A 21,156-nucleotide genomic window follows, 5' to 3' on the forward strand; every position below is an offset into this window, starting at 1 on the left:
GCACCACCGCACGGCACCGCCGGAACCCGCGCACCGAAACGACGCACCTTCACACAACGACGTCTGGAGCACCATGAACGAGACCACACCGCCGAACGGGTCGCTCACCGCGATCGAACAGCGCGGCATCGAACCCGTCCCCGCGGACCAGCGGACCGGCAACCCCTTCCAGCTCTTCTGGGTCTGGTTCGCCGCCAACATCTCCATCCTGGGCATACCGCTCGGCGCCACCCTGGTGGTGCTCGGCCTCAACGTCTGGCAGGCGCTCCTGGCGGCGGTGATCGGCTCGGTGGGCTCCTTCGCCATCGTCGGCATCGTCTCCGTGGCCGGCCGCCGGGGAGGCGCTCCGAGCATGACCCTCTCCCGGGCGGTCTTCGGAGTGCGCGGCAACGCGGCGCCCACCTTCGTCACGCTCATCTCCCGGCTGGGCTGGGAGACGGTCAACACCACCACCGGCGCCTTCGTCCTGCTCTCCCTGTTCTCGATCTTCACCGGCAGCGCCATCGCCGCCAAGGAAGCGCCCCTGCTCACGCTGCTCGGCATCGGCATCTTCGTGCTGTGCACCCTCCTGGTCTCGGGACTCGGGCACGCCGCGATCCTCGTCATCCAGCGCTGGGCGACCTGGATCTTCGGCGCGCTCAACCTCGTGGTGGGCGGTTTCCTGATCGTCAACGTGGACTGGCAGACCGTCGGCGCGATGCCGGCCGGGCCCCTCAGTGCCGTCATCCTGGGCATCGCGACCATCGCCGCGGGCACCGGCATCGGCTGGGCCGCGGCCGGCGCCGATATGGCCCGCTACCAGCGCACTTCCGTCAAGGCCGCGCACCTCATCGCCTCCAGCGCCGCCGGCGCGGGCATCCCGCTGATCCTCCTCATCGGCCTGGGATCCCTGCTGACAGCCAGCGACGACTCGCTCGCCTCGGCCACCGACCCGGTGGCCGCCATCCGCGAACTGCTGCCGCCGGAGATGGCGGCGCCCTACCTGATCGCGGCCTTCGGCGGCCTGCTGCTCTCCAATCACCTCTCGGTGTACTCGGCCGGCCTGACGACGATCACCCTGGGCCTGCGCGTGCGACGGGTCTACGCCGTGACCGTCGACGTGATCGTGACGTTCCTGGGCGCGATCTACTTCATGCTCATCGCCGACAGCTTCTACGACCCCTTCATCGCGTTCATCTCCCTGCTGGCCATCCCGCTGACCGCCTGGCTCGGCGTGTTCCTGGCCGATATGGTGCACCGGCGCCACTACCAGGCCGCGGGCCTGCTCGACATGACCGCCTCCAGCCGGTACTGGTACCGCGGCGGCTTCGAATGGCGCGCCCTCCTGGCCTGGGCCGTCGCGATCGCGGCCGGTTACGGCACCCGCGCCGCCGATCAAGCCGGCATCGCCTGGCTCGTCACCTTCGCCGCCGCCTTCGGCCTCTACCTCCTGATGGGAGGCGCGCCCGCCCGGGACCGGGCTGACACCGCCGCGCCGACGGTGCAGCGGAGCGGCCGATGAGCGCCGGGCCCAGGGAACACGGCGGCCGGCTGCTGTACACCGGCAATGTGATCGCCGATGTGGTCCTCACCGTCGACGCGCTGCCCGAGCCCGGCGGCGACGTCCTGGCCGGCTCATCCCAGCTGCTGGCCGGAGGCGGCTTCAACATCCTCGCCGCGGCCCGCCGGGACGGCGCCGAGGTGCTCTACTGCGGGCACTACGGTACCGGGGTGTTCGGGACGATCGTCGCCGAGGCGCTGCAGCACGAGGGCATCCCATGCGCCCACCCGCCCCGCACGGATGCTGACAGCGGGTACTGCATCGTGCTCGTCGACCGGAACGCCGAACGCACCTTCGTCACCCACAGCGGTGCCGAGGCATACCTCGACGAATCCGATCTGACGGCGCTCACGGTGGGCGATGGCGACGTGATCGGCGTCTCCGGATACAGCCTCGCGCATCCGCGCAACGCCGCCGCCGTGAGCGCATGGCTGTCCTCGGTCCCGGAGGCCGCCCGCGTCATCCTGGACCCCTCGCCCCTGGTGGCTCAGCTGCCGGTCGCGGTGCTCGACGCGGTGCTGGCCCGTACCGATCTGCTCAGTGCCAACGCCCGTGAGATCGGCATCCTGGCCGGGGACCGCCGGGAAACGGTGGAACGAGCCGCGCAAGGCGTACTACCGCGGCTGCGTGCAGGCGGGGCCGTCCTGGCCCGGGACGGAAGCCGTGGCTGCTGGATCGTGCGGCCTGGGACCGCTCCCGTGCATGTGCCCGGATTCCCGGTCCGCGCGGTCGACACCACCGGCGCCGGAGACGCCCACACCGGCGTCCTGGCGGCGGGCCTGCTGGGCGGGCTGAGCCTGCCGTCCGCCGTCCGCCGGGCCAATGCGGCGGCGGCGCTCGCGGTGACCCGCCTGGGACCGGCGACGAGCCCCACAGCGGAGGAGATCGACGCCTTGCTGCGCGAGAACACCCCGTCGTAAGACGTAGACACTGAGATCGGCCCGCCCGAGCATCGGCGCGGGCATCCCACCTTTCGGCGCCACGCCGGGCGTGGCCGTACGAGGGCACCCGGTCATTCCCGAGGGAACTCCGTCGCGCGCCGCTGATCACGGGCAGCACGGCTGGAGTAACGCTCGGAGCGCACTGCACGGCAGGCTGCCGCGACGGCAGGCGCTCATCCTGCCGGGCGGACCGCCTGGACCCGGTGGAGCACCAGCGTGATCTCGGCGTCATCGGCGACCCGCCGGGCCCGGATGCGCCCGCCGTGCACCGACAGCGGCACGATGTGCAACTGGTGCGCGCCGCCGCGGGAGTCGGCCGCGGTCACGATCACCGCACGGCCGGCGGAGGCGGCGTCCTGCAGCCGCCCGGCCAGGGACTCGGGAGCGCTCGCGGCGCCTTCCTGCGGCTCCTCGGCGGGCTCCGCCAGCCAGCGTTCGGCGGCGGCGCGCACGGCTTCCCCGGGCAGCGCGCGCGGCCCGGAGGAGATGGCCGGGGCCGAGGGCTCGGGCGCCCGGGGCGGCGGCTCCGTGGTGACGACCGGGACGCCGTCCTGCTCAGCGACCGCCCTGACCCCGATCTCCTCCAGCGCCTGGATCAGCGCGACCGGCGTGACGGCTGAGATCGCGACGGTCGGCGCGATCCGCTGGAGGCCCAGGCCGATCGGCTGCTGGGCCAGGATCCGTTCCAGTTCGTCCGGTTCCTCCGTCCGGACGTAACCGCGGGCGCGGCCCACCCGGATCCGGCCGAAGCGACGGTCGGCATCGGCGATGAGGTACTCCAGCGGCTGGGGGATGCCGGTGGGCGACCACTCGCGCAAGCGCTCCAGGATCGTCTGGGCCGTCAGGCCGCGATGCATCCCCGCCGTCACGCTCTCGGGCGTGAACCGGAAGATCTGCCCCTGGCCCCGCCCGCGCGGGGTGGCGACGGAAGTGAGGAATCCGCGCAGCTCAGGGGCCGGCACTCCCGGCACGATCGCCGTCAGATCCGCCTGCAGCAGGACCTCGTGCGTGTGGGCCGGCAACAGCGCCGCCATCTCCTCGCGGGCGCCGTTGCGCTCCCCGGCACTCCACCGGCGCCCCGCCGGCGAGCAGCCGATCGCGTCGCCGCGCAGCGGCCGGGTCGCCAGGCCCAGGCGGATGGCCCCGTCGATGACGCCCGGCAGCAGGCTCTCCCGCCGGGCGAATCCGAGCGGACGCCGCCAGCGGAGCCGGGCGGCCAGCTCCGCGCGGGGAACCACCGTGCCCTCGGGCACTTCGGTGAGTTCGCGCAGCACCTCCGCCCGCAGTCCCGGCAGCCCGGCCCGCTCGCTCCCGGGGGCCAGCAAGGCGACGTCGTCGTTCCCGGCCGGCTGCCGGAGAGAAGCCCACCAGCTCTGCATCAGCTTGGCCCACTGCTCGGGGACCGCCAGAGCGGAGAACTCGCCCGCCCGGCGGGTGGGCAGCCAGTGCTCCTCGTCTTCACCGATCAGTGCCGCGCCGTACGCCAGCTCGACCGCGAAGGCCAGCTCCGCCTGGTCGGTGTCGAGAGTCTGCGCCAGGCGCTGCGCGTCCCGGCGTCCCATGCCGCCCGAGCGCAGCCGGCGCGGCGGATCTGCGTCGATGGCGTCCAGCAGCGCGATGATGAGACCGATCGTCGAGGTGACGGTGCCGGCGACCAGATGCGCGGCGCGGTCAGCCGGCAGCGGGGCCGGGGTGAATCCGGGTGGTCCGGCCGGGCCCGGCTGCCCGCTGAGATCATCGTGCCCGCCGACGTCACCGAGCCCGGAGAGGGCGGCCTGGGCGTCGGTCTCCTCGGCGCGCAGCACCCGGAAGATCTCCGGTTGCAGGCGCACCGCCAGCGGCGGCCCGTCGTGCGCCGGGGCCTCGCCGTCTGCCCCACTCAGTCCGGCAGGGCCGCTCCCGGGATGCGCCGGCCAGACGAGACCGAGGAGGATGAGCGCATCAAGCGCGGGGCCCGGCTCTGCCGGCACGGAGCCGAGCGGGTCCTCGGCGGCTTCGGCGAGCCGGAGGAGGCAGGTGAGTTCCGGGGCGTTCAGATGGTCCACCGCCCTGGCGACGCTCGCACGGGACGACGCTCGCGCGGTGAAGGCGCGCAGGTCGCGCGGCAGCGGGTGCAGGGTGTCCGGACGCCGCATCGCCATGGCGGCCACCTGGCCGGCGTCCAGCCCGGACAGCCATGCGGTGAAGGTCTGCGCGCGAGCGGGGCGGGAAGGTGCCATCGCTCCATAGTACGAGGCGGGCCGGCGCCGGGTGCGCCCGTCCCGGGTGGCGGTGCCGGCGTCCGGCGCGGGCGATATACTCGGGGCATGTCCATTCCCGCAGACGCCGGCACCGGTCAGCCCGGCGGCACCAGCGCGCCCGGCAGCAACGCCGCTGCGTCCGCGCACGGGCAGCAGGCGGCCGACTCACCGGTGGACAGGACGCTGACCGCAGCAGCGGTCGTCCTGACGGTGGCCGCCTCCCTGGCACTGGCGGGAGTGATCCTCATCGGCCTCTTCGCGCCGCCGGCGCCGGCCGTGCTGACCTGGACGGCGATGGTGGGCTTCCCGCTGGCTTTCGCCCTCCTGATCGCGATCGTCATCAGAGCGATCGGCCGCCGCAGGAAGTTCTAGAAGGACCTCTCGCCGGCCCCGCCCCTGGCACGCGGAAGGCAGATTCCCGGCCTGGCCCGGACCCCTCAAGGCTTGCCGCCAGCTGACTGTTCCCATCCCTTGTGATCCCGCAGGTGCACCCGACGCACGCAGAGTAAGGAGAGACCATGCCGACCGGAAAAGTGAAGTTCTTCGATGTGGAGAAGGGCTTCGGTTTCGTCACGGGTGACGACGGCGAGCAGGCGTTCCTGCACGCCTCGGCGCTGCCGGACGGCGTGACGGAACTCAAGCCGGGCACTCGTCTGGACTATGACATCGTCGCCGGACGCAAGGGCACGCAGGTGCTCAAGGCGCGCCTTCTGGAACCGGCCAAGCCGGCCCGCCGGAAGCGCCGTTCCGCCACCGAGCTGTCCTCGATGGTGCAGGATGTCATCAACCTCCTGGATCAGGAGAGCAACAGCCTGCGCCAGGGGCGGTATCCTGACCGTGCACACGGCAAGAAGATCGCCGCGCTGCTGCGCGCCATCGCCGATGACCTGGAAGGCTGAAGGAGGATCCCGTTACGTGAAAGCCGCGAAGCCCGACGCCGTGCTGGCTGAGGCCACCGTGCTGGCCCGTCAGGCGATCGAGGAGATCGCCCCCGCCAGCGAGATCGGCGAGCACCAGGGCGTCCGCGCCGAGGGGCAGCGTCTGGTCAGTCACTATTTCGCCTGCACCGCCCCGGGATACCGCGGATGGTCCTGGGTGGCGGTCCTGGCGAGGGTGCCCCGCAGTAAGAAGGCCACGGTCTGCGAGACCGCGCTGCTGCCCGGCGACGATGCGCTCATCTCCCCGCCGTGGGTGCCGTGGGAGAAGCGCCTGGAACCGGGCGACCTGCGCCCAGAAGACACGCTGCCCCGGCTCGACGCGGATCCGGCGCTGCAGCCAGGATACGAGCAGACCGGTGCCGGCCAGGAGGATTACGAGGACGTCACCGACATCGACCGGCTCGCGTTCTTCGAACTCGGGCTCGGCCGGGAACGGGTGCTCTCGCCGGAAGGCCTGCGGCGGGCCGCGGAGCGCTGGCAGGACAGCGAGCGGGGTCCCCGGGGGGAGTACTCCCGGCACGCGGAGAAGAACTGCGGATCCTGCGGGTACCTGCTCCCGATTGCCGGCGGCCTGCGCCAGCAGTTCGGCATCTGCGCCTCGGAGTGGTCCCCGCACGACGGGAAGGTCGTCTCCCTCGACGCCGGCTGTGGCGCGCATTCCGAGACGGACGTGGTCCACGAGACCCGGGAACCCGCGCAGCCCATGATCGACGATCTCGGGCGCGGACTGGAGCCCACCTCCCTGCGCTGAACGGTCGTGCCCGGCGCCCGGCGCCGCACGCTGGCGAGCACCCGATAGGGTGGTGCCATGAGCGCTGCCGTGATCGCTGCCATCCTGTGCGGCCTGGCCATCCTGGTCGGCTGCCTGGGAATCATCGTGCCGGTGCTTCCCGGTAGCATCCTGATCCTCATCGCGGGGCTGGCCTGGGCCATCGTCGCCGGCGGTCCCGCCGGATGGATCGCTTTCGCGGTGATCGCCGTGTTCTCCACCGCCGGTATGACCATCAGCTGGGTCCTCACCGGCCGGCGTCTCAAGGAGCGCGCCGTCCCCAACAGTTCCATCCTGTGGAGCGCCGTCGGCGCCGTGATCGGCTTCTTCGTGATTCCCGTGCTCGGGCTCGCCGTCGGCTTCCTGGCCGGGCTCTACGCCGCCGAGTACGCCCGCCTCCGTGACGCCCGGCGGGCCTGGGAGTCCAGCATCGCCGCGATCAAGGCGCTCGGCATCGGGATCCTCGTCGAGTTCATCCTCGCCGTCGGGTCCGCTCTGACCTTCGCCGTCTCCGTGGCGACGCATTTCCTCCAGGCCGCCTGAGCGCTGCCTGCGACGAGTCAGACAGCGCTGCCTGACGGGTCAGACGAGGGTGCCCAGCACATACTCGATGCTGGCGATCAGCTGCCGCACGTCCTGCGGGTCCACGGAGACGAAGGTCGCCACCCGGAGCTGGTTGCGGCCGAGCTTCCGGTACGGTTCCACGTCGACGATGCCGTTCTCCCGCAGTACCTGCGCCAGGGCCGTCGCGTCCACCTCCGGATCGAAATCGAGGGTGACGACTACGTCGGAGCGGAACGCCGGATCCGCCACGAACGGCGTGACGTCATCGCGTCCGGCAGCCCAGTCGTATAGCAGTGCGGCGCTCTCGGCGGTGCGCTCGGCCGCCCAGGAGAGCCCGCCGTTGCCGTTGATCCAGTCGATCTGCTCGGCCAGCAGCAGCAGGGTCGCCACCGCCGGCGTGTTGTAGGTCTGGTTCTTCCGGGAGTTCTCCACGGCCGTGACCAGATCCAGCGAGGCGGGAATCCACCGCCCGGAGTCCTTGATCTCCTGAGCCCGGGCCAGCGCCCGGGGTGACATGACCGCCAGCCACAGGCCGCCGTCGGCGCTCATGTTCTTCTGCGGGGCGAAGTAGTAGACGTCCGCCTGGGTGATGTCCACCTCCAGGCCGCCGGCGCCGGAGGTGGCATCGACCACCATGAGGGCGTCTTCGGCGGCACCCGTGATGCGGGTGACGGGGACCGCCACGCCGGTCGAGGTCTCGTTGTGCGGCCAGGCATAGACATCGGCGCCGGCCACCGCCTGCGGCAGGCCTCCGGTACCGGGCTCGTACCGCTGGACGTCGCTGGGCTCCAGATGCGGCGCACCGTCGGTGGCGGCGGCGAACTTCGCGCCGAACTCGCCGAACGCGGCGTGGGCCGCTTTGCGGCGCACCAGTCCGAAGGCTGCCACGTCCCAGAAGACGGTGGACCCGCCGTTGCCCAGGACGACCTCGTAGCCGTCCGGCAGATTGAACAGCTCGGCCAGACCCGTGCGGATCCGGCCGACGAGGTTCTTCACGGGCGCCTGCCGGTGTGAAGTGCCCAGCAGCGCCGGCCCGGCCTCGGCCAGGCGTTCCACCTGGGCGGCACGGACCCGGGCCGGACCGGAACCGAAGCGGCCGTCGGCGGGGAGGAGGTCTGCGGGAATCTGGATGCTCTGCTCAGTCACGCGCCCAAGTCTACGCAGCCCGGATCCGGGGACCGGTGCGCGAGCCCGCGGCGGGGACGGCCCGTGGTGCGAGGCGCCCCGCACTGCGCGCCAGCCTGCCCGCGGTCCTACGCTGGAGCCATGAGCACGCACGTGGACCCGGAGTTCGCCGGGCGCAGAGTCGAGTACACCGGCGACGGCCTGAGCGAATCGCAGCTACGGCCGACCCCCGCGGAGCAGTTCCGTGCCTGGTACGCCGATGCGGCGGAGGCTGGCGGCGAGTCCAACGCGATGGTCCTGGCCACGGCGGGAGAGGAAGGGCCGAGCGCGCGGATCGTGCTGCTCAAGGGGTTCGATGCCGAGGGGTTCTGCTTCTATACGAACTACGGCTCCGCCAAGGCCGCCGACATCGCCACCGACGACCGGGTGGCACTCGTCTTCCCCTGGCACCACCTGCAACGCCAGGTACGGGTCTCCGGCCGGGCGGTGAAGGCGCCGGCGGAACGCTCCGATGCGTACTTCGCCAGCCGGGATCGGTTCAGCCGGCTCACGGCGTGGGCCTCGCAGCAGTCCCGGCCCGCCGAGGGGCGCGCGCAGCTCGATGCGCAACTGGCGCAGGTCGAGAGCCGGTTCGGCGCCGGGGACGTCCCCAGGCCGGAGTTCTGGGGCGGCTACATCGTGCAGCCGCGCGAGATCGAGTTCTGGGCAGGCCGCCTCGGCCGCTTCCACGACCGCCTGGTCTTCCGCCGTCGCGGCGAGGCGCCGGCATCCCTGGAAGACGCCGCCGGATGGGAAGTGCTCCGGCGACAGCCCTGAGCCGGTGCTACCGCCCGCGGTGTCACCGAGTGGCGAGATTACGGTCCGCCGAACATCGCACAGATATAATTGCGAGGTAGTTCTCCCGGCCCCGGATCGCCCCCACGAGGCCGGTTCTCCCTGCAGCAAAGGAAGCCCTCGTGAACGACTTGGTCGATACCACCGAGATGTATCTCAAGGCCATCATCGAGCTCGAAGAAGAGTCGATCGTCCCCTTGCGCGCGCGGATCTCGGAGCGTCTGGGCCACAGCGGGCCCACCGTTTCCCAGACCGTGGCGCGGATGGAACGCGACGGTCTGCTCGTGGTGGAGACCGACCGGCACCTGCAGCTGACCGAGCGCGGACGCAAGCTCGCCACGGAGGTAATGCGCAAGCACCGTCTTGCCGAAAGGCTGCTGTCCGACGTCATCGGGCTGGAATGGGAGCTGCTGCACGACGAAGCGTGCCGCTGGGAGCATGTGATGAGCCAGCAGGTGGAGGAGAAGCTGCTCGAGCTCCTTCCCGTGACGAGCACCAGCCCCTACGGCAACCCGATCCCGGGACTGGATGAGATCGGCGGGGCGCCCAGCGTGGAGGAACCCGTGATCTCCCTGCTGAGCTACTGCAACCGCAACCCCGACCGGTCACGGGAAGGCATCACCGGGCTGGAGGTGGCCTGGCTCGGCGAGCCCATCCAGGTGGACGCGGAGCTGCTCTCCCAGTTCAAGGAGGTCGGCATCCTCCCCGGCGCCGAGATCGCGGCGCAGCGGCTGGACTCGTATGTCAGTGCCGGGATCGAGGGTGGCGAGCAGGTGCTCGACTTGCCCGACGACGTCGCTGTTCACGTTTTCATCAAGCAAAAGTAACAGTCTTTTCTTCCCGTCTGACCAGGAAATATATCGAGAATGTCACGCGGGGCGCGGCGAAATCGTGATCCTCGCGTGACATTCGATCTCAGATCGGTTACGGTTGTCACGGCCCACTGAACAACGGCGGGCTGCCGGAGCCCAGGACCGAACATCGCCTCTGGGAGACGGCAGAGCGGAACACATCAAGGCGATGGCGGGGGACCCACTCACCGCTGGCGATCAGCCGGCTTGGGGTGAAGCCCTCTGAGGGACGCGGACACCGCGTCGCAAGGCGGGCCGAGCATCTCCAGCTCGAATCCGACAGCTCACCTCGCAGGTCCATGGAGATTACCTACATGTCACGAAGGAAAATGAGCCGTCACGCTGCGGACACCAAGGTCAGGACGCCGCTGACGGACCTCACGGACGCGCTCGGCGCGAACGGGGCCATCGTCGGACGCCGCGCCGCCGTCGCAGTCGCCTCGCTCGGCCTGGTCGGCACGCTCGGCCTCTCTGAGGGCCAGGAGCCCGCCACCGCCGACACGGAAGAAGCCGCAGCCGCCGAATCCCAGACCCGCGCCGAGGTCCCCAACGCCGCTTTCGCGGCCGTCGACACCGAGGCTGCCTCCTTCGCCGGTGGGCTCGCGGTCGAGGGCGCCACCGCCGCTCCGGAACCCGAGCCCGAGCCTGAGGCGACCCCGGCCACCAACGGCGCCGGCTCCTCCTCGTCCTCATCTTCTTCACAGAGCTCCTCCGAGTCGGGCTCCTCCGCCGGCGAGGATGTCGCCCTTCCCGATGGCGACAAGGCCTCCCAGGTCATCGCGCTCGCCCGTCAGTACGTCGGCGTCCCGTACGTCTCCGGCGGCACCACGCCCTCCGGCTGGGACTGCTCCGGCTTCACCCAGTACGTGTTCAACCAGGTCGGCGTCAGCCTGCCGCGTACCTCCGGCGCTCAGCGCAACGCCGGCCGTGTCGTCTCCGCCGCCGAGGCCAAGCCGGGCGACCTGGTGTGGCGCCCCGGCCACGTGGGCATCTACGCGGGCAACGGGATGATGTACGACGCGGGCTCCCCGCGGTCGAACACCTCCTACCGCAGCCACTCCTGGATGGGTAGCGTCACCTACATCCGGGTGCTCTAAATCTTTATGGTTCACAGCCGCAAGAGCGCACGCCGCGCCGCCGCCGGACCCGTCAGGACGCCTCTCACTCCGCTCGTGGAGGCGCTCAACGCGGGCCGGGTCACGGTGGCGCGGCGTACTGCCGTTCTGGCCGGCACCGCCGGGGCGCTCGTCGCCGTGGGCGGGGCGCCGGTCGAGGAGCCGGCCGACGATGTCCCCGCGGAGCAGAGCGCGCCCCCGGCCGAGGTATCCGTCGCCAATGCGGCATACATCGCCGTCGACGCCGAGCAGGGCGCAGCGGCCGCCGCGGTTTTCGAGGTCGCCGCGGAGCAGGCAGAGCGCCCCGAACCGGCCGGCAGCGCCTCCCCGGAGGCGGTCGATGCGGAGGCGGGCAGCACCGCGACCGGCGACGCCTCCGAGCTCATCTCGATCGCCAAGCAGTACCTCGGGGTCCCCTATGTGTGGGGCGGTACCAGCCCGAGTGGCTTCGACTGCTCCGGGTTCACCAGTTACGTCTACCAGCAGGTGGGCGTGAACCTGCCGCGGACCTCCTCGGCTCAGCTGAACGCCGGCTCGCGCGTCTCCGCCGCAGAGGCCAAGCCGGGCGATCTGGTGGGGCGGCCTGGGCATGTGGGCATCTACTTGGGCGACGGCAAGAAGATCCACTCGCCCCACACGGGCTCAGTGGTCAAGATCGACGACCTCTCCCGCTCCGACACCACCTTCGTGCGGGTGCTCTGACCCCGCCACGCCGGATCCTTCCCCGGGAACTGCCCACGGCGTATGACGCCTGAACCATAAGTTCACCGCGCGTACACCGTCGGATGCGGGGGAACCGCGCTGGATGTTCTAGTCTTGTGCTAGGAATCACAGCAGGACACGGAGGGTGGGCGATGCGCTCAGAGGATGTCTTCCCGCGGATATGCATATCCGCTGCTCCGCGCTGGTTCGAGCTCATAGTCTCGGATCGGCCTCATACTGCCGTGCAAAGGCGTCGCGACTTCGCGGCGCCTTTCGTGTTTCCCGGCTGCGGGGGCAGGGCGGCGCGCAGCAGCCTGCACGCCGCCACCGGGCACGGCAGCACAGGGGCGGAAGGATGAAGACACTCGTGCTGAACGCCGGGTACGAGCCCCTCTCCGTCGTCTCGTTCCGCCGCGCCATCGTCCTCGTGCTCTCGGGAAAGGCGACCGTGGTCGCCGATGAGCCGGTCCCGGTCCGGGCGCAGACGGTGCAGATGAACTCGCCCAGCGTCATCGTGCTCACCACCTACGTCACGCCGCCCAGGCGCCGCCGCGTGGCGGTGTCCCGCCGCGGCATCCTCCGGCGGGACCGGCACAGGTGCGGCTACTGCGGGGGCTACGCGAATACGATCGACCACGTCCTGCCGCGCTCACGCGGTGGGCAGAACACCTGGGAGAACCTGGTCGCCTGTTGCCGCGAGTGCAACAACCGGAAAGGTGATCACACGCCCGCGGAGATGGGATGGCGGCTGCGGGTGACCCCGGCGCAGCCGCGGACGAGCACGTGGTTCATCCCCGACTCGGAGAAGTACGAGCCCCAGTGGGCGGAATTCCTCAGCTACGCCCGCGTGGCATAACCCCGGGTCGCTCGGACGGCCGGGTGAACGGCGTGGCTGTGGAAAGCCACGCTCCACGGTGCCCCGGAAACGACACGATGGCCGCGATCTTCCGTCATCGACGGGAGATCGCGGCCATCGGCATGAGCCCTCAGGGCCCGGGCTTCGCGGGTGGAAGCCTCACGGCTGCACCGCTATGGCGCCAGAGCGCCGGGGGCCGGATACGGATTCGTCAGGTCGTGGTGCGCTTGCTGCGGCCCGTGATCAGACCCCAGATGAGCAGCACGACGATGGAGCCACCGATCGCGAGCAGCCAGGAGCTCAGCGAGAAGAACTCGTTGACTCCGGTGTCGAAGATGATGGAGCCCAGCCAACCGCCCAGGAGCGCCCCAACGACGCCCAGCAGGAGAGTGGCGAGGATACCGCCGCCTTGACGACCCGGGAGGATCAGCTTGGCGATGGCGCCGGCAATCAGACCGAGCAGGAGAAAAGCCAGGAAACCCATGTCATTCACCTCATCACTGGATTCGAGTGAACCTTCTGGCACTTAGCAGCCTAACAACAGCTGCGGCACCGGTGCCCACCCGGGGTCGTTTGCCGTGATCAGAGGGGACCAGGACCAGCATGCGAGTAGTGGAGCGCCGGTATGCGGCGGAACCTGCCGAGGACCCGTCCGGTCGGCTACTGTGAGAGACCACAGCCATCGTCAGGCGGGAGGCTAGAGATGAACACCGCGGCCGCTGAGAAGATCGTCCTCGTCGGGATCGACGGTTCCGAATCGAGCCAGAACGCGCTGGACTGGGCGATCCAGGAGGCGAAGGAACGCGGCTGGCCCATCCGCCTGCTGAGCGCCTACACCATTCCGAGCGTCGCGGCGGCGACCATCGACGTCTCCTACGTCCCCTTCGACGACGAGGCGATCCGCGCCTCGGTGGAGGAGACCCTGACGACCGCCGCGGAACGGGTGCGCTCCGAGGGGGTACCCGTGGAAGCGGTGATCGAGGTGGGGGACCCGGCCTCGGTCCTGATCGAGGAATCCAAGAGCGCCTGCCTGGCCGTCGTCGGCACCCGGGGGAGGGGCGGCATCGCCGGACGTCTGCTTGGCACCGTCTCCATCGCGCTGCCCTCCCACTCTGCCTGTCCCACCGCCGTCATCCCGACCGATTGGCGACCCGGTACGCACCGGTCGCCGCAACCCTCGCAGGCCCGATGCGTGCGCACGGACGAGGGCGATGTCGCGATTCCGGAGGACGACGGTGGCCTGGACGAACGTCCCGGACGGGACTACAGCGGCGCTGTGGTCGTCGGCGTCGACGCTCTCGGCCGGGAGTCGCCGGCGTTGTGGACCGCGGCGGCCTACGCCTCGCGTCACAACAAGCCGCTGGCCATCCTGGCGGTCATGACCACCACCGTGCTGGGACCGGAGTGGCTGCCCAGCGCCTCCGATCTGGAGCGCTACCTCAACGAGTGCGCGGAGAAGCTCGACGCCTGCCGCTACTCTCTGGCTGAGCGCTACCCCGATCTGCGGGTGTCCTGGCATCTCTACGAGGGATCTCCCTCGGAGGCGCTCGTGCGCGCCTCCGACACCGCCGATGTGCTCGTAGTGGGTTCCCGGGGGCGGGGCGGCTTCGCAGGGCTGCTGCTGGGGTCGACCTCGCAGGCGGTGCTGCCGCACTCTCGGTGCCCCACCATCGTGGTGCGCATCGGGACGGAACTCCTCGGCGAGGACGAGGAGCCCCTGCAGGAGGAGCGCTAGCGGAGTGCCGGAGCAGATCGGACGGGAGTTCTTCGCGCGGCCCATCCTTGAGGTGGCGCCCCGGGTGCTCGGGGGAGTGCTCCGCCGGCATGAGGCGGACGGGGACGTGGCCATCCGCCTCACCGAGGTGGAGGCGTACGACGGCACGATCGATCCCGCCTCGCACGCCTACCGCGGGCGGACGGCCCGGAACGCGACGATGTTCGGCCCGCCCGGTCACCTGTACTGCTACTTCATCTACGGGATGCACCACAGCCTGAACATGGTGTGCGGACCGGAGGGCGCCCCCACCGGTCTGCTCATCCGCGCCGGCGAGGTCGTGCACGGCGAGGCGCTGGCGCGGCAGCGGCGCGAGCGGCGCAGGACCGTCTCCTCGCGCACACGCGCTCCCATGCTGCATGCGGCGCTCGCGCGCGGACCGGGCTGCGTGGCGCAGGCGCTCGGCGTCACGCTGGACAACGACGGTGACGATCTGTTCGGGCCCGGCTGGAGCTTCCAGCCGCCTGCCAGCGCATCCGAGGACGTTCAGCAGGGGCCACGGGTCGGGGTGTCCCGGGCCGCGGACGTCCCGTGGCGGTTCTGGCTCCCGGGAGAGCCCAGCGTCTCCGCCTACCGGGCAGCGCAGCCCCGTGCGGGTGCGAGCCGTTGAGAGAGGGGTGACCCCAGTCCTGCTGCATGCATGTCCGCGTGCGTGTGCGTCTGCATGCGCGGCACGGCGTGTCCGGCACGGCGGGCTGGGTGAAAGCGGCTGGTCGTCGAGGCGACGCCACGCATTGGGCCGCCGCTGGCGGCCGGGCCGCTCAGGTCCTGCGCGGCAGTGAGAACAGCAGCGCGAGGACAGCGAGCATCACCACGGCCGTCAATGCCACCGGGAGGGACAGGACGGCGCTCAGGACGCCGATCACGGGACTGAGCCCGATGGAGGCGGTCCGCATCGTCCAGCTGATCCAGGTCACCCCGCTATGCGCGGGCAGGCTGGGTACGGCATCCGCGCGGGCGAAGGCGATGGGCACCGTGATCGCGCTGCCCAGGCCGGCCAGGGCGAGACCTGCCAGCGTGAGCGCGGCATTCGGGGCCCATGCCGCGCAGGAGAGCCCCGCGATCACGGCGGTGAGGCTCAGCGCGAGGGCGCGCCGGTCGCCGAGCACGTCGATCAGGCGGTCTCCCAGCAGGCGGCCGATGAACTGCGCTCCCAGCAGCACGCTCAGGCCGATGCCGGCCGACGTCACCGGGAGGTCGCGTTCGGTGGCCAGGAGGATTGCCGACCAGTTGTTCCCGATGTCCTCCACCGAGACTCCGGCCAGGGCGATCAGCGCCAGAGGCAGGAGGACCAGGACCATGCGTCCGCGCAGCGGCTGGGGTGGCGGTACGTTCCCGGGTGCGGGCGCGGGTGCCGCGTCAGGGCGGGGCTCCCGGAGGAACGCGCGGGCGGCCAGCGACATCATCAGGATGCAGAACGCCGCCCAGAGACCCATGTGCACCAGCAGCGGAAGCCCGGCGATGGCCGCGGCAGTCCCCACACCCCCGCCGATCGCCGCGCCGATGCTCCACCCCGCGTGCATCGTGTTCAGCAATGAGCGCCCGTAGGCCTTCTGGACGCGGATGCCCTGCGAGTTCTGCGCGACGTCGACGACGGCGTCCCCGCAACCGGCGAGGACCAGGCCGAGGAGGAACAGCCACGGCTGGCCGGTTGCGGCACCCGCCGCAGCCAGCACGAATGCCGCGCCGATCCAGACGGTGCCGAGCACCGCGGCCCGGGTGACGCCCAGCCGCCGTGAGATCACCCCCGGCAGGTGCAGTGCCAGCATGCCGCCCACCGCGTAGCCGGCCACCAGGAGCCCGAAGAGGGCGGCATCGACGCCGAGCTCCGTCTTCACCTCGGCATAGCGGGCCAGCAGGGAGGCGGGGAGCGCACCGTTGGTGGCGAAGGCGAGCGTAGCGGCGATGCGGGCGCGCCGAGGGGCGGGGGAGGAACGCATCAGCGGAACCTCCCGGCGCTGACGCCGGCCTGACCGGCGAGGAGGGTGGTGCTGGTGCCGGACACAGCAGTCACGGTGCCGGCAGCGTGCACCGTGCCGGTGCGTGCGCGGCGTTGCGCCGGCGGCGCTGCGGTACTCATGCCGTGACCACGTCGATGGCGGCCTCGGTCAGGAGCCCGAGTTCCTCGCGGGACAGACTGCGGTCGGTGACCAGGACGTCGAATGCGTCGAGACCGGCGATCGCAGCGAAGGCGGTGCGTCCCCATTTGGTGCTGTCGCACAGCAGGATCCGCCGTTCGGCGGACCGCATGGCAGCGTGCTTGATGGCCGCGTCCTCCGTGTCGTACGCCGTGGCTCCGCTCTCCAGACTGACCGCGCAGGGGGCGATGAGCGCGGTGTCGAAGCGCAGGTCCGCCAGCGTCCGCTGGGTGAGCGGGCCGGTGAAGGAGCGTTCGTCCCGGCGCAGCTCGCCCCCGGGGACGGTGACCGTCAGACTGGTACTGCTTGCCGTTGCCTCGAGCGACGGGAGGGAGAGGGGCACCACCCGGAGGGACTGATCGGTGATCGCCCGCGCCACTTCCACCGCGGTGGTGCCGCTGTCCAGGACGATCGCCTCCCCGGGGGCCAGCATCCCGGCCACGGCGCGAGCGATTCGTTGCTTTCCCTCGGTGTTCGTGGATGCCCGCGAGGAGAACTGCGCGCCGAAACCGCGTACTTGGAGGCGCCGGGCGCCGCCGTGCACCCGCCGCAGGAGTCCCTGGGAGTCGAGTTCGGCGAGGTCACGGCGGAGGGTCGCCTCGGAAGCGCCGAGTTCCTCCGCCAGTTCCGTCACCGCGGCGAAGTCGGACTTCTCAAGGTGGGCGACGATCCGTCGGTGCCGTTCGCTTGTCCGCATTCCTCAAACGATAGAACGCCGTGACTGAACAATCAAACTGCGTGATCGAACGATCACGGCTGGGTATGCGGCGACGTTGACGGGATGCTGCGCGTGCCGACCGGGTCACTGCGTGCTCGCAGGCCGAGCTGCTGATCCCTCAGGCGGCGAAGTCGATCAGGGCCTCGGCAAACTGGCCAGGAGCGCTCCGGTTCGATTCGTGACCAGCCAGGCGGAGATTCACCGCCCGTGCATCCGGGATCCGCTCGGGCGCATCGGCGACGGGTTTGTAGTGCACCCGGTCGAGCTTGCCGTTGACGAGCATGACCGGACTCTGGATCCGATGCAGATCATCGCGCAGGTCGAGCCCGGCGTACATCCGCAGCTGTGACCGTACCCGCCGGACGTGCAAGCGGCGTCCGCTGCTGATCTGCACGAACTGGTGCACTAGCGGGTAGGCGGTGCGCAGGAAAGTCCCGGGTCCGCGGCCTGTTTTCACCTGGAGTCCGGCGAGCACATAACGGTGCCTGCCGGCTTGGTGATCGATGGCATGAGCGGCCGCGATGACCGCGCCGTAGGACAGCCCGCACACCACAGCCTCGTGGTCCGTGATCCGTCGGTCGAGATCCGCCACGGTGCGGCGCAGGGAGAAGGCGGTCCCGTCGAAGCCCAGCGTGAGGACATCGATGAGGGTCACGGGCGTCGACTCATCCAGGTGCGCGAGCACCCGGTCCCAGTCACTCGTGTCCTGAGCGAGGCCCTGTAAGAGATAGCGCGGACGGGGCATGGGTCTCCCGGTCGGTGGTGGCAGGCGGCTGTGACGTTCCTGCCCTCGCGCCCCGGCAGGGTTCGGACTGCGGCACCCGCTTTAGGAGAGCGGTGCTCGATCCCCTGAGCTACGGAGGCGGGGGCGCTGCAAGCAGCACCTGTTCATGGTAGCGGCTCACCCCTGGCACTGGGACGGGGTCTTGGGGGGCTGTGGCTCGAGGGAGTTGAAAGGCTGAATCGATAGTCTGGGGACTGTGCAGGTCAGAAGGGGAAAAGCGCCGGACAGTCTGGAGCTGGTCACGACTGCGGAGTTCTGGCCGGCGATGTCGGCAGGGTTCTTCGCGTTCTTTGCCGCGCTTGTCTGGGCGCCCGCCGGGATCGGTGCGCTTCAGGGGTACCCTCTCCGGGAGGCTGCCACCGGGACGCAGCTCAGCGTGCTGCTGTTCACCGCCATCGGAGTGTTCTTCGTCTGGTTCAACGGCAAGTGGCACCTCTCGGGACGTGCCGTGCTGCATTCCGAAGAGATCTGCCAGACCCAGCTCCGGCGCTGGTTCGGCTTCGTGCGCGAGGATCGCCGCTTCGCCCCCGCCGACGTGGAGACCGTGCTGCTGCGCACCGCCAGGAGGACCAAACCATCGGACGCGAGCATCATTGCGCTCGGTGTGCCGCAGTACGTCTCTGAGGTGAGCGTCCGTCTGCGCGGCGGAGAGGAGGTGCTGCTGGGCCGTGGTTCGAAGGCGATCGTGCCCGGCCGGTACACCCGGGCTGAGGACCTGCCGCTGACGAAGGAGGCGGCCCGCGTGGCCAAGCTGTTCCGGACCACAGTGGAGCGCAGCGTACAGCGGTGGTGACCTCCGCCACACGGCGCCCCCGGCAGGATTCGAACCTGCGACACCCGCTTTAGGAGAGCGGTGCTCTATCCCCTGAGCTACGGGGGCAACTCAAACGCGGACCAGTCTACGGCATGTGCCCGCATCTCGTTCGCGCGCCTCGGTTCCCGATGCGCGCTGTACCCGCCGCCTCTGTGTTCAACCCTTCAAAGTTCAACCCTTCAAAGTTTCGGTCTACAGCGACACCGCGAGCTCCCATGCCTGCTGCGAGGGTTGCGTGTCGCGTCGCCAGCGCGATGGTGCTGGCCGGGGCAAGGCCGTGGCGCAGCCTCGAGGCGGTTGCCGCCAGGCGCTATGCGCCGCGCTGCCGGTTCAGGGGCATCCACGGTGTCTCGGTGTGACGATCCATGCAAAGCCGCGCGAAAGTTCCGGTTTCAGTCGTAGCCGCCGTATATGCGTCAGATATTGAGCATGGACACGACGTAATGCACCGATTACCATCATCGTGTGGTCAAGAGCACAAGAGAGATCCTCGATCCTGTGGACCAGCAGATCGTGGCGGCGCTGCACGGCGCTGGCCGAGACTCCTGGGAGAACGTGGCGGCACGGACCTCGTGCTCCGCGAGCACGGCCCGGCGTCGCTTCGAGGCGCTCTCGGACGCCGGCCTGGTGCGCGTGATCGGAGCCACCGACGTCAGCCGCCTCGGCATCGGCACACCGGTCATCCTCCGCTTCCGCGGTGTGCCGGGCGAGGTCGAATCGTTCATGGCCGCGCTGGGACAGCGCAGCGATGTGCGGTTCCTCACCGCCGTGGCCGGCTCGGCGGACTGCGTGGCCGAACTCGTCGTCCCCGAGATGGGCGATTTCGTCCAGCTGATGACGCAGCTGGTGGACGGCACGTCGATCACCACGGAGAGCTTCGTCGTCACCCACACCTACCGTTCCGGGCAGGACTGGCTTCCGTGGCACGACGAGGCACCGGACAGAGCAGGTCAGGCCGGCGGCCAGCAAGATGCCGCGGGGCGGGACCTGCCGTCCCCGGTGACCATCTCCCGGGTCGAGGCGGGCGTGCTGAGCCACCTCATGACCGACGGGAGGATCCCGGTGGGCGTGCTGGCCGGGGCCGTCGGCTGCTCAGAGCGGGCCGCCGCCGGTGCCATCGAGTCACTGCGCGCCAAGGAACTCCTCGACTTCCGCGTCCTGGTGGAGCCCGAGCTCCTCGGCTACCGCGCCGAGTGCTTCGTCTGGCTCGACGTCGTTCCCGGAGCGCTCCAGGAGACGGCAGCGCGGCTGGCCGCGCACCCCGGGACCAAGTACCTCTCGGCGACGACCGGACGCTTCGGGCTCGTGGGCCAGGTGGCACTGCCGGGCATCGCCGACATCCACGACTACACCACGACGGTGCTCGGCGCCCTGCCGGGCGTGCGGTCGGTGGACGTGACATTGCAGGTGGCGACCGCCAAGCGGGTCTGGACCCGGGTCATCGACGGAGCGTACGCCGCTCCGGAGGGACCCATCGGCGTCGTGGCGGCGCTCGGAGACGGCGCAGCGCGCCGGGACAGGGAGAGATGAACGTGGCAGAGCTGGAGCCCTGGGCCTGGCCCAGGGAGACATGGCAGGGGCACGTCGACCGCGTGCGGGCCGGCAGGCGCCTGGTCGCCGACGACCCGGCGCGGCGGTGGCCGCAGGGGGCGCGATGCGCGGTGCTCATCAGCTTCGACTCCGATCACGAGACGCCGTACCTGCGCGACGGCGAGGTGTCCCCGGGGATGATGGCGCAGGGACAGTACGGCAACCGGGCCGGAGTACCGCGGATCCTGGAGGTGCTGCGCCGGTACGACGTTCCCGCGAGCTTCTACATCCCGGCGGTCTCGGCGCTGCTGCGCACCGACGAGGTGCCCGGATACGTCGACGCCGGCCACGAGGTCGCGGTGCACGGCTGGATCCACGAGCGGAACACCCTGCTGTCCTACGAGGCCGAGCTGGACCTCCTCGGCCGGGCCGTGGAAGTGCTGGAATCTCAATCGGGCAGCCGTCCCACCGGCATCCGGACCCCCTCATGGGACTTCTCGGACTCCACCATGCGCGTCATCCGCGAGCTCGGCTTCGCCTACGATTCCTCTCTCATGGCCGATGACGAGCCCTATGAGCTGATCGAGGACGGCGAACCCACCGGCGTCATCGAGATCCCCGTCGAATGGATCCGGGACGACGCGCCCTACTTCATGATGTCGCGCTTCGGCGGGCTGCGGCCGCATCTGGCGCCGCGCGACGTGGAACAGATCTGGAAGGACGAGTTCGACGGCGCCTACGCCGAGGGCGGGGTCTTCGACCTCACCATGCACCCGCACATCATCGGGCACCGTTCGCGCACCTCGATGCTGGCCAGGCTGCTGGAGTACGCCCGCTCCTTCGACGATGTCTGGTTCGGCACCCACGCACAGCTGGCAGAACACCTGCGCGGCAACTTCGATCTAGGGGGATTACGGTGACGA

At 70.4% G+C, this 21,156-nt stretch carries 23 protein-coding genes, 2 tRNA genes and 1 riboswitch; of the genes, 16 read left to right on the top strand and 9 right to left on the bottom strand.

Annotated elements, in window-relative coordinates; genetic code table 11:
- The first annotated feature begins 73 nt into the window (after window positions 1-73).
- Window positions 74-1,501 carry a purine-cytosine permease family protein gene (locus IEW13_RS01460; RefSeq protein WP_188549133.1) on the top strand — a complete coding sequence of 476 codons (1,428 nt, stop codon included), beginning with the start codon at window positions 74-76 and terminating at the stop codon, window positions 1,499-1,501.
- Entirely contained in the window at window positions 1,498-2,460 is a 963-nt protein-coding gene (locus IEW13_RS01465; RefSeq protein ID WP_188549134.1) for a PfkB family carbohydrate kinase, read from the top strand. Before IEW13_RS01460 ends, IEW13_RS01465 begins: the two co-directional genes overlap by 4 nt.
- A gap of 194 nt (window positions 2,461-2,654) precedes the next feature.
- Here the strand turns inward: IEW13_RS01465 and IEW13_RS01470 are convergent, their stop codons facing one another.
- Window positions 2,655-4,700 carry a helicase-associated domain-containing protein gene (locus tag IEW13_RS01470; RefSeq protein WP_188549135.1) on the bottom strand — a complete coding sequence of 682 codons (2,046 nt, stop codon included), beginning with the start codon at window positions 4,698-4,700 and terminating at the stop codon, window positions 2,655-2,657.
- 87 nt (window positions 4,701-4,787) lie between these two features.
- Between IEW13_RS01470 and IEW13_RS01475 the strand changes: the two genes are divergently transcribed.
- The 4 genes from IEW13_RS01475 to IEW13_RS01490 all read left to right on the top strand — a co-directional run bounded on the left by IEW13_RS01475 (window position 4,788) and on the right by IEW13_RS01490 (window position 6,971).
- The gene (locus IEW13_RS01475) at window positions 4,788-5,093 is read left to right on the top strand and encodes a hypothetical protein (protein ID WP_188549136.1); all 306 of its coding nucleotides are present in this window, start codon (window positions 4,788-4,790) and stop codon (window positions 5,091-5,093) included.
- Between the two features lie 146 nt (window positions 5,094-5,239).
- The gene (locus tag IEW13_RS01480) at window positions 5,240-5,620 is read left to right on the top strand and encodes a cold-shock protein (protein ID WP_188549137.1); all 381 of its coding nucleotides are present in this window, start codon (window positions 5,240-5,242) and stop codon (window positions 5,618-5,620) included.
- A gap of 16 nt (window positions 5,621-5,636) precedes the next feature.
- On the top strand, window positions 5,637-6,410 hold the full coding sequence (locus IEW13_RS01485; RefSeq protein ID WP_188549235.1) for a DUF3027 domain-containing protein: 774 nt from the start codon (window positions 5,637-5,639) through the stop codon (window positions 6,408-6,410).
- 57 nt (window positions 6,411-6,467) lie between these two features.
- A complete protein-coding gene (locus tag IEW13_RS01490) occupies window positions 6,468-6,971 on the top strand; it encodes a DUF456 domain-containing protein (RefSeq protein ID WP_188549138.1) in 504 nt (167 codons plus the stop codon).
- 39 nt (window positions 6,972-7,010) lie between these two features.
- On the opposite strand, the gene serC is transcribed toward IEW13_RS01490, so the two are convergent.
- Window positions 7,011-8,138 carry a phosphoserine transaminase gene (gene serC, locus IEW13_RS01495; protein WP_188549139.1) on the bottom strand — a complete coding sequence of 376 codons (1,128 nt, stop codon included), beginning with the start codon at window positions 8,136-8,138 and terminating at the stop codon, window positions 7,011-7,013.
- A gap of 120 nt (window positions 8,139-8,258) precedes the next feature.
- Here serC and pdxH point away from each other — a divergent pair, with 120 nt between their 5' ends.
- The 5 genes from pdxH to IEW13_RS01520 all read left to right on the top strand — a co-directional run bounded on the left by pdxH (window position 8,259) and on the right by IEW13_RS01520 (window position 12,475).
- Complete coding sequence (gene pdxH, locus IEW13_RS01500; RefSeq protein ID WP_188549140.1) at window positions 8,259-8,933, top strand: pyridoxamine 5'-phosphate oxidase; 675 nt, start codon at window positions 8,259-8,261, stop codon at window positions 8,931-8,933.
- Between the two features lie 140 nt (window positions 8,934-9,073).
- Window positions 9,074-9,778, top strand: a complete 705-nt coding sequence (locus tag IEW13_RS01505; protein ID WP_188549141.1) for a metal-dependent transcriptional regulator — start codon at window positions 9,074-9,076, stop codon at window positions 9,776-9,778.
- A 164-nt stretch (window positions 9,779-9,942) separates the two neighbouring features.
- A riboswitch (cyclic di-AMP (ydaO/yuaA leader) is annotated at window positions 9,943-10,114 on the top strand.
- Between the two features lie 17 nt (window positions 10,115-10,131).
- The gene (locus IEW13_RS01510; protein ID WP_229744850.1) at window positions 10,132-10,899 is read left to right on the top strand and encodes a C40 family peptidase; all 768 of its coding nucleotides are present in this window, start codon (window positions 10,132-10,134) and stop codon (window positions 10,897-10,899) included.
- A gap of 75 nt (window positions 10,900-10,974) precedes the next feature.
- The gene (locus tag IEW13_RS17280) at window positions 10,975-11,619 is read left to right on the top strand and encodes a C40 family peptidase (RefSeq protein WP_229744851.1); all 645 of its coding nucleotides are present in this window, start codon (window positions 10,975-10,977) and stop codon (window positions 11,617-11,619) included.
- A 355-nt stretch (window positions 11,620-11,974) separates the two neighbouring features.
- Complete coding sequence (locus IEW13_RS01520; protein ID WP_188549143.1) at window positions 11,975-12,475, top strand: HNH endonuclease; 501 nt, start codon at window positions 11,975-11,977, stop codon at window positions 12,473-12,475.
- Window positions 12,476-12,686: 211 nt separating this feature from the next.
- On the opposite strand, the gene IEW13_RS01525 is transcribed toward IEW13_RS01520, so the two are convergent.
- Window positions 12,687-12,959, bottom strand: coding sequence for a GlsB/YeaQ/YmgE family stress response membrane protein (locus IEW13_RS01525; RefSeq protein ID WP_188549144.1), 273 nt, complete (start codon window positions 12,957-12,959; stop codon window positions 12,687-12,689).
- 219 nt (window positions 12,960-13,178) lie between these two features.
- Between IEW13_RS01525 and IEW13_RS01530 the strand changes: the two genes are divergently transcribed.
- Together IEW13_RS01530 and IEW13_RS01535 are read left to right on the top strand one after the other, a co-directional pair.
- On the top strand, window positions 13,179-14,210 hold the full coding sequence (locus tag IEW13_RS01530) for a universal stress protein (protein ID WP_188549145.1): 1,032 nt from the start codon (window positions 13,179-13,181) through the stop codon (window positions 14,208-14,210).
- A gap of 4 nt (window positions 14,211-14,214) precedes the next feature.
- Window positions 14,215-14,859 carry a DNA-3-methyladenine glycosylase gene (locus IEW13_RS01535; protein WP_188549146.1) on the top strand — a complete coding sequence of 215 codons (645 nt, stop codon included), beginning with the start codon at window positions 14,215-14,217 and terminating at the stop codon, window positions 14,857-14,859.
- Window positions 14,860-15,010: 151 nt separating this feature from the next.
- Here the strand turns inward: IEW13_RS01535 and IEW13_RS01540 are convergent, their stop codons facing one another.
- From IEW13_RS01540 to IEW13_RS01560, 5 genes are all read right to left on the bottom strand, one after another.
- The gene (locus IEW13_RS01540) at window positions 15,011-16,189 is read right to left on the bottom strand and encodes an MFS transporter (protein ID WP_188549147.1); all 1,179 of its coding nucleotides are present in this window, start codon (window positions 16,187-16,189) and stop codon (window positions 15,011-15,013) included.
- Window positions 16,189-16,329 (bottom strand): hypothetical protein, encoded by a 141-nt coding sequence (locus IEW13_RS01545; RefSeq protein WP_188549148.1) that lies wholly within the window; start codon window positions 16,327-16,329, stop codon window positions 16,189-16,191. Before IEW13_RS01545 ends, IEW13_RS01540 begins: the two co-directional genes overlap by 1 nt.
- Window positions 16,326-17,084: a DeoR/GlpR family DNA-binding transcription regulator gene (locus IEW13_RS01550; protein WP_188549149.1), complete on the bottom strand. Its 759-nt coding sequence runs from the start codon at window positions 17,082-17,084 to the stop codon at window positions 16,326-16,328. Before IEW13_RS01550 ends, IEW13_RS01545 begins: the two co-directional genes overlap by 4 nt.
- Before the next feature lie 139 nt (window positions 17,085-17,223).
- Window positions 17,224-17,850, bottom strand: a complete 627-nt coding sequence (locus IEW13_RS01555) for an alpha/beta fold hydrolase (protein WP_188549150.1) — start codon at window positions 17,848-17,850, stop codon at window positions 17,224-17,226.
- Between the two features lie 46 nt (window positions 17,851-17,896).
- Window positions 17,897-17,969, bottom strand: a tRNA-Arg gene (locus tag IEW13_RS01560).
- A gap of 116 nt (window positions 17,970-18,085) precedes the next feature.
- Between IEW13_RS01560 and IEW13_RS01565 the strand changes: the two genes are divergently transcribed.
- Entirely contained in the window at window positions 18,086-18,682 is a 597-nt protein-coding gene (locus IEW13_RS01565; protein ID WP_188549151.1) for a hypothetical protein, read from the top strand.
- A gap of 14 nt (window positions 18,683-18,696) precedes the next feature.
- Here the strand turns inward: IEW13_RS01565 and IEW13_RS01570 are convergent.
- Window positions 18,697-18,769: transfer RNA gene (locus tag IEW13_RS01570), tRNA-Arg, on the bottom strand.
- Between the two features lie 399 nt (window positions 18,770-19,168).
- Between IEW13_RS01570 and IEW13_RS01575 the strand changes: the two genes are divergently transcribed.
- Both IEW13_RS01575 and IEW13_RS01580 read left to right on the top strand, forming a co-directional pair.
- The gene (locus tag IEW13_RS01575) at window positions 19,169-20,233 is read left to right on the top strand and encodes an Lrp/AsnC family transcriptional regulator (RefSeq protein WP_188549152.1); all 1,065 of its coding nucleotides are present in this window, start codon (window positions 19,169-19,171) and stop codon (window positions 20,231-20,233) included.
- A 2-nt stretch (window positions 20,234-20,235) separates the two neighbouring features.
- Window positions 20,236-21,153 (top strand): polysaccharide deacetylase family protein, encoded by a 918-nt coding sequence (locus IEW13_RS01580; RefSeq protein ID WP_229744852.1) that lies wholly within the window; start codon window positions 20,236-20,238, stop codon window positions 21,151-21,153.
- Window positions 21,154-21,156: the final 3 nt, after the last annotated feature.

The organism is Sediminivirga luteola (assembly GCF_014639315.1).
In the GTDB taxonomy this organism is placed as follows: domain Bacteria; phylum Actinomycetota; class Actinomycetes; order Actinomycetales; family Brevibacteriaceae; genus Sediminivirga; species Sediminivirga luteola.